The following is a 7,224-nucleotide window of genomic DNA, read 5'->3' on the forward strand; positions in this document are numbered from 1 at the left end:
TTTCGCGCGTGGATTTGTCCCTTTCGGAGGCGAGGATTCCCTTTCGGCGAGCAATAGTCCCTTTCGCACGCGGAATAGTCCCTTTCGCACGCGGATCAGTCCCTTTCAACAAAATTCGACACTCATTCATCCATGCACCTAATATTAAATTCATGTAAAAACCACCTAAAAAATAACAAAAAAGCATGATGTTAACGTATGATATTTATAGAAAAAAGGCGTATAATATGGCTACTAATAAATGTATATTTGAAAGAAGGATTTTACCCATGGCGTTAGATATGAATTCACGCATTACCAACTTAGAAATTTCAGGCATTCGTCGTTTTGCCAATCAATTAGCAAATTATCCAGAAGCACTCAATTTGACGATTGGTCAACCCGATTTTCATGCTCCAGAGGCAGTAAAAGAAGAAGCAGCACAGGCGATTTTGCAAGATCGTACGGGCTATTCAAGCAATGCAGGATTACTAGAGCTTCGTGAAGTAGTAGCAGCATTTTTCAAAGAGAAGTATCAGTGTTCATATAATCCAAAAACGGAAGTAATGGTGACGAATGGAGCAAGTCAAGCGCTCGATGCAGTATTACGTACGATTTTATTACCTGGTGATGAATTGATTGTGCCAGCACCGATGTATGCAGGTTACGTTCCTGTGATTGAGAGTGTAGGAGCAAAAGTAGTCTATTTAGATACAACAGATACGCATTTTCAGCCATCACTTGAGCGTTTAAAAGCATGTGTGACACCAAAAACAAAAGCGATTTTATTTAACTATCCGACAAATCCGACAGGTGCTACATTAAGTCATGATGTGATGGATGAGATTGTTGACTATTTAAAAGATCAACAGCTTTATATTATTTCAGATGAAATTTATAGTGAAAATACATTTGACCATGCACATCGTTCATTTGGTTCTTATCCAGAAATAAAAGATCGTCTTTTCTTAATTCATGGGTTATCAAAATCACATGCGATGACCGGATATCGAATTGGCTTCATCATGGGGCATGAACATCTCATTCAACAGACATTAAAAGTGTCAGCCTTCAACATTTTATGTGCAGCTGTTCCAAGTCAGTATGGAGCTATTGCGGCACTAACAGTGGCTAAAGATGCACCAGAAGTGATGAATGTATCCTATCGTCAACGTCGCGACTATGTGTATGAACGATTAATCGAAATGGGAATTGAAGTACAAAAGCCAGAAGGTGCATTTTATATCTTCCCATCGATTCAGCAGTTCGGTATGACATCTGAAGAATTTGCGACACGCTTAATGATTGAAGGTGGCGTGGGTGTTGTGCCGGGTTCTGCGTTTTCAAAATTGGGAGCAGGGTATGTAAGGATTACGTATGCTTATGCGATGGAAACGCTTGTTGAAGCGATGAATCGCATGGAACAATTCATTCAAACACTCAAGTAGCCTTGTGCTACATACATAATTGGATGTTCCGAGCATATGAAAACAGTGAATAAGGGGTTGTTATAGTGATTTATGCAGGAATTTTAGCAGGCGGTAAAGGGACACGAATGGGGAATGTTCCGATGCCTAAACAATTTTTGTCGTTACAAAATAAACCGATTATTATTCATACAGTTGAAAAATTTGTTCTAAATCCACGAATTCAAAAGATTTTTATCGCCGTGCCACGTGATTGGGTACAACATACGCGAGATTTACTAAAAAAGTATGGACTTTCAATCCCACGAATTGAAGTAGTAAGTGGTGGACGTGATCGAAATGATACAATTATGAAAGTTATTGATGCCATTGAAAAAAATGCAGGAATTCAAACAGATGATATTTTAATTACTCATGATGCGGTGCGTCCATTTTTGACGCATCGTATTATTGAGCAAAATATTGAAAAAGGGTTAGAAGTAGGCGCAGTTGATACTGTGATTAGTGCGATTGATACGATTGTTGCATCAGAGGATGGTGAATTTATTTCGGATATTCCGAGACGCGATTTTATGTACCAAGGTCAAACGCCACAAACATTTAATATAGTCGAGTTACGTGAGCTATATCAAGCACTAAGCGATGATGAAAAAGAAATTTTAACCGACGCAGCCAAAATTTTCGTTATGAAAGGGAAGAAAGTGGGAATCGTTAAAGGAGAAACGTTTAATATCAAAGTAACGACACCTTACGATTTAAACGTAGCAAACTCAATTTTGAAAGGGAGTTTGGATAAATAATGATTAATCAAATTTATCGACTCGTATCTGCTAGACAATTTGAGTTAAGTTACAAAGACCGTTCCTTACAAGGCGAGGAAATCATTGTGCGTCCGACACATCTATCAATTTGTGCAGCCGACCAGCGTTATTACACAGGTCGACGTGGCGCAAAAGCGATGCGTCAAAAGTTACCAATGGCGCTGATACATGAAGGGATTGGTGAAGTAGCATATGACCCAAAACACGAAATTCCAGTAGGTACGCGTGTTGTGATGGTGCCAAATACACCAACAGAAGATGATCCTTATGTCGCTGAAAACTATTTACGTTCAAGCCGATTCCGTTCAAGTGGGTATGATGGCTTTATGCAAGATTATGTCTTTTTAAAGCGTGACCGTATTGTCCTATTACCTGAACATGTTTGCCCAAACGTCGCATCTTTTACAGAATTAGTTACGATTACAACACATGCTCTCAGTCGTTTCGAACAGAAGGCGATTAAGCGTCGTGGACGTTTTGGTGTTTGGGGGGATGGTAACTTAGGTTATATTACTTGTTTGCTTTTAAAGTACATGTATCCAGATTGCCATGTAACGATTTTCGGGAAAACGCAATATAAACTAGATCATTTTACATTTGTGGATGAGGCTATTTTTATTAATGAAATTCCAGAGAATTACGAAATCGATCATGCGATTGAATGTGCAGGTGGTAAAGGAAGCCAGTATGCGATTGATCAAATGATTGATATTATTAAGCCAGAAGGTGCAATTTGCTTACTTGGTGTAAGTGAATTTCCTGTAGAAATTAATACACGTATGGTACTTGAAAAGGGCTTAACGTTGATTGGTAGCAGTCGAAGTGGCTCACTCGATTTTCAACGTACTGTAAATATGTATAAAAAGTATCCTGAAATTCCTGAATATTTATCAACACTTGTAGGTAATGTCACAAGAGTGGAGTCTGTGCAAGATATTACACGCGCTTTTGAAGAAGATTTATCACGATCTTGGGGCAAAAGTGTGATGGAATGGAAGATTTAATATGTCGATAAAATATACTATTTTAAAATGGTATCAACAAATAGTGAATAGTTATTATCAACTCATCACGCTCTTTTCGCCTATTCGAAAAGAGAAAGTGGTGTTCTTTCTCTATAGGGGTTCAAAATTAGAAGGTAATCTACAAATGGTTTTTGAAGAATTAAAAAAACAATTTCCATCAAAAGAAATCTATATTCAAACATCTGCTAAAAAAGTAGGTCTCGCTATTTTAAAAGATTTATGGTTAATACGTGATGCAGAAACCGTATTGATTGATGATTATTTTTTAGCCGGATATCTTGTTACACCGAGAAAAGGTACACGCATTATTCAACTTTGGCATGCTACAGGCGCGTTTAAAAAATTTGGACTTAGCACACGTAATACGCAGTTTGGACCTTCGGAAAAGTATCTTGAAATATTACCCATTCACCAACATTATACCGCTGCCTATGTCTCAACAGATATTTCCGCCAAATATTTTTCCGAAGCTTTTGGTATGTCGCCTACACAAATTTTTGCGATGGGTTCGCCGCGTGCAGAACAGTTAATGCATCATGTTGCGCCACCGCCTGTTAAATTTTCGCATCAAAAGAAAAATATGACGAAAATTTTAATTGCACCTACGTATCGAGCAGGTAAAGTTCACCAAGAATCATTACTTAGATGGACAGATGAAGTCCAAGAAATAGTGAAGCAATTACCGGAAAATACACTATTTATTATCGTATTACACCCATATGAAAATTCACAGGATTGGATACCTTTAATGAATCATCCACAAATATATGTAGATTTACAATCGAGTGCAAATACTTGGATGCCACATGTGGATGCTTTTATTACAGATTATTCTTCTGCTATTTTTGAATTTGCTTTATTTGAAAAACCGTTAGCGCACTATATTCCAGACCTAGAGGAATATACACAAAATAGAGGTCTTTATCGTCCAATCAAAGAAATTACAGATGGTGACTTGTTGCATAGTCGCAAGCAATTAATCGAATGGATTAATCAACGCCACCAGCATGAGTACTTAAATACAGAGCGTATGGTACGCGAAAATATTGGTGATGTATCGGGAGTTACGGAAAAAATTGTTCAACACATCTTTGAACCGAAGTGAGGGAAGTTACATGGCGAAAAAATTGACGTTCAAGCAAAAAGTTGATCGGCGATTTAAAAAAGAAGTCTTTCAGATGCTTTATAAAATGTTTTCATTACTACCAATTAACAAAAATCGCATTTCGATTTTATCAGACAGCCGCAAAACAATGAGTGATAACTTCCAATTCGTTTACGATGAGTTGCAAAGAAAGAAAAATTATAGTTACTACTTTTTATTAAAGCCATCCGTTAAAACACGCAAACGCTATATTGAAATCATTCAATTAGCGTATAATTTAGCGCGCTCAAAAGTTATTTTACTCGATGATTTTTATCCGATGATTTATCCATTGAAAATTCGAAAAGGTGCCGATTTAATTCAAATCTGGCATGCGGTAGGTGCTTTTAAAACATTTGGCTTTAGTCGAATTGGTAAACCAGGTGGCCCAAAATCAGATTCGAATGCACATCGCAATTATACAAAGGCGATTGTTAGCTCGAAATACGTAGCTCCTTTCTATGCAGAGGGCTTTGGCATCGATGAATCCTGTGTTGTTGCAACAGGAGTACCAAGAACCGACGTCTTTTTTGACGAATCTTATAAACAGCAAAAAATAAAAGAAGTCTATGAAAAATACCCACAGTTTATTGGGAAGCGCGTAGCTTTATATGCACCGACCTTCAGAGGAAATGGTCAATCAAGTGCTAAATTTCCAAAAGAACAACTTGATTTAGATCAGATTTATGAAGGACTGGGTGAGGAAGATGTCTTTATTATTAAAATGCATCCATTTGTTAAAAAGAAAATCTCAATTCCAGAAGCATATCGGGATAAAATTTTTGATTTAACAAAATATCCAAATGTTAATAATTTATTATTTATTACAGATGTACTCATTACAGATTATTCATCTGTTTGTTTTGAATATGCTTTATTAAATAAACCGATGATTTTTTATTGTTTTGATTTAGAAGAATATATTTCAGCACGTGATTTTTATATCCCATATGAAGAGTTTACACCTGGAGAGGTCGTTCGAGATACCGAGCAAATGGTGCGTGTACTACAAAATCAATTTAATCATCCACATGTTGACTACAAAGATTTCACAGATAAATTTTTTGATGATTTAGATGGAAAATCAACAGAACGTGTCGCTGATTTAGTTATATCTTGTATGGAACGAAAATAGGAGGGAACAAAATTAATGAAAAGAAAAATTTTTATGGCTGTGAATGATGTCAACATCAATAAAGGCGGTATTAATAGCGTGATGTTTTCACGTACGCATTTATTCGATAATGATAAATATAGTACAGCACTTGTCACATTGGATGACAAAACAAACTATCCTGAAATTGAAAAACAGCTGAAATATGAAGGACGCATTGCAGAAACATCGGAAGTTATTAATATTTTTGAATACTATCGTAATAAATTTACCCGTGGTGAAGTGAATGAAGAAATACGTGCACAGTATGAGCGTAATTTACAACGAGAAGAAGAAGGTTACCATTACCAACTAGATGGTAAAGTAGCACGCTATTTTGATAATGGTCGCTATGTAAAATATAAGCGATGGGATGACGAAGGACGTTTACGCGTTGTCGATTATTTCTCAGAAATACGTGTACGCATTGAACGCGAAATTTATCATATTGACGGTTATTTACTACAAAAAGAAACATATCACCCATCTAACAATAAAGTAACGCAAATTCATTATTATACAAAAGAAGGTTTTTGCTACTTATCACGCTGGTTTAATCATAATACAGGTAAGCCGCAACGAATTGTATTATTTAGCCCAGATCGTCAAGAAGCAAAAGTATTCCCTTCTAACTTAGAATTTCATGCGAGTTTTTTAGAGGAATTATGTGATTTAGAAGAAGTAAAACCAATCATTATTTGTGATGGACCGGGCACAAGCCCGAAAGTACAACAAATTCCAGCTGAGAAAGCGATTCGTATCTATACAATCCATACAAACCATTTATTAGAACCATATACAATTGGTAGTGAAGTAAAACCAGATGTCAAACATGTACTGAATAATAAAGATGAAGATGCACCAATCGTTGTTTTAACAAATCGTCAAAAAATCGATATTGAGACACAATTCTCAGATCGAAAATGGAATATCCATGTTATTTCGAATGTAGCAGAAAGTGAACTACAAGTGACGAAAAAACATCTAAATCGCGTTGTGACAATCAGTCGTTATAACTCAGAAAAGCGTCTTGATTTATTAATCCAAGCATTCAAAAAAACAGTAGAAGTAGTACCAGATGCTGAGTTACATATTTACGGTGATGGTCCACAAAAAGATGCTTTGAAAAAATTAATTGCTGACTTAAAATTACGTAAATCAGTAAAACTACTACCCTATACAAACGATGTTTTCACAAAATTAAGCGAAGGCTTATTCACAGTCATTACATCAATTTACGAAGGACAAAGTTTAGTTATTTTAGAAGCGATGACACAAAAAGTACCAGCAATCAGCTTCAAAGTGAACTACCTTGTACGTGAATTAACAGATGGCACAACAGGAAAAGTTGTACCAAACGGTGACATTGATGCATTGGCAGAAGCGATGACAGACTGGTTATACACACCAGAAAAAGCTCTAGAAGTAGGCGAACATGCATACCAAGTCGTCAATGAAAAATATACACGCGAACGCCAATACCAAGAATGGGACGAACTATTCGAACAAGAAATCGCTAAACAAAACTAATATGTGAAAAAGCGCTCATGAATGTGAGTGCTTTTTGTTTGGGATGAATTTTTGATTATGAAAGGGACTATTCCGCGCGCGAAAGGGAATCTCCGCCATTGAAAGGGACAAACTCGCGCGCGAAAGGGAATCTCGCTCTTCGAAA

At 36.5% G+C, this 7,224-nt stretch carries 6 protein-coding genes; all 6 read left to right on the top strand.

Annotation, left to right across the window (positions count from 1 at the left end; genetic code table 11):
- The first annotated feature begins 269 nt into the window (after positions 1-269).
- The 6 genes from KGI01_RS13060 (at position 270) to KGI01_RS13085 (ending at position 7,079) form a co-directional block, all read left to right on the top strand.
- A complete protein-coding gene (locus KGI01_RS13060; RefSeq protein WP_141275047.1) occupies positions 270-1,427 on the top strand; it encodes an aminotransferase class I/II-fold pyridoxal phosphate-dependent enzyme in 1,158 nt (385 codons plus the stop codon).
- A gap of 65 nt (positions 1,428-1,492) precedes the next feature.
- On the top strand, positions 1,493-2,206 hold the full coding sequence (locus KGI01_RS13065; RefSeq protein WP_141275048.1) for an IspD/TarI family cytidylyltransferase: 714 nt from the start codon (positions 1,493-1,495) through the stop codon (positions 2,204-2,206).
- Positions 2,206-3,231 (top strand): ribitol-5-phosphate dehydrogenase, encoded by a 1,026-nt coding sequence (locus KGI01_RS13070; protein WP_141275049.1) that lies wholly within the window; start codon positions 2,206-2,208, stop codon positions 3,229-3,231. The genes KGI01_RS13065 and KGI01_RS13070 overlap by 1 nt, the downstream gene beginning before the upstream one ends.
- Before the next feature lies 1 nt (position 3,232).
- Positions 3,233-4,357, top strand: a complete 1,125-nt coding sequence (locus KGI01_RS13075; RefSeq protein ID WP_141275050.1) for a CDP-glycerol glycerophosphotransferase family protein — start codon at positions 3,233-3,235, stop codon at positions 4,355-4,357.
- A 10-nt stretch (positions 4,358-4,367) separates the two neighbouring features.
- Positions 4,368-5,531 carry a CDP-glycerol glycerophosphotransferase family protein gene (locus tag KGI01_RS13080; protein ID WP_141275051.1) on the top strand — a complete coding sequence of 388 codons (1,164 nt, stop codon included), beginning with the start codon at positions 4,368-4,370 and terminating at the stop codon, positions 5,529-5,531.
- 15 nt (positions 5,532-5,546) lie between these two features.
- Positions 5,547-7,079, top strand: a complete 1,533-nt coding sequence (locus KGI01_RS13085) for a glycosyltransferase (RefSeq protein WP_141275052.1) — start codon at positions 5,547-5,549, stop codon at positions 7,077-7,079.
- Positions 7,080-7,224: the final 145 nt, after the last annotated feature.

Source organism: Kurthia gibsonii (assembly GCF_006539985.1).
In the GTDB taxonomy this organism is placed as follows: Bacteria; Bacillota; Bacilli; order Bacillales_A; family Planococcaceae; genus Kurthia; species Kurthia gibsonii.